We start from the raw sequence: 236 nt of genomic DNA, 5'->3' as shown, positions 1-236 counted from the left end.
ATGGCGGGTGCCAGCACGGTCAGGTCCAGCCCGCGCAACCAGGCGTCGAGCACGGGTCCGGGCGGGCACGCGGCGATGGCCTCGATCTGCCGCTGCTCACCGGTCCGGGGTGCCCCGCCGAACGCCACCACGGGGTCCGGGCCGTAGTCGGTCAGGCAGACCCCGTCGGCCGCGTAGACCGGCAGCACCGGGTCGGCGACCGTGTCGCCCCGGGGGTGTTCCTGCAGGTCAGCCAT

1 protein-coding gene is annotated in these 236 nt (G+C 75.0%); it reads right to left on the bottom strand.

Annotation, left to right across the window (positions count from 1 at the left end; genetic code table 11):
* Window positions 1-236: hypothetical protein (locus tag FS882_RS21260; protein WP_187365422.1), on the bottom strand; the 236-nt coding region annotated here is incomplete at both ends.

The organism is Cellulosimicrobium cellulans, from assembly GCF_007679345.1.
Classification (GTDB): Bacteria; Actinomycetota; Actinomycetes; order Actinomycetales; family Cellulomonadaceae; genus Cellulomonas; species Cellulomonas cellulans_A.
This window is presented reverse-complemented; position numbering and strand designations above follow the sequence as displayed.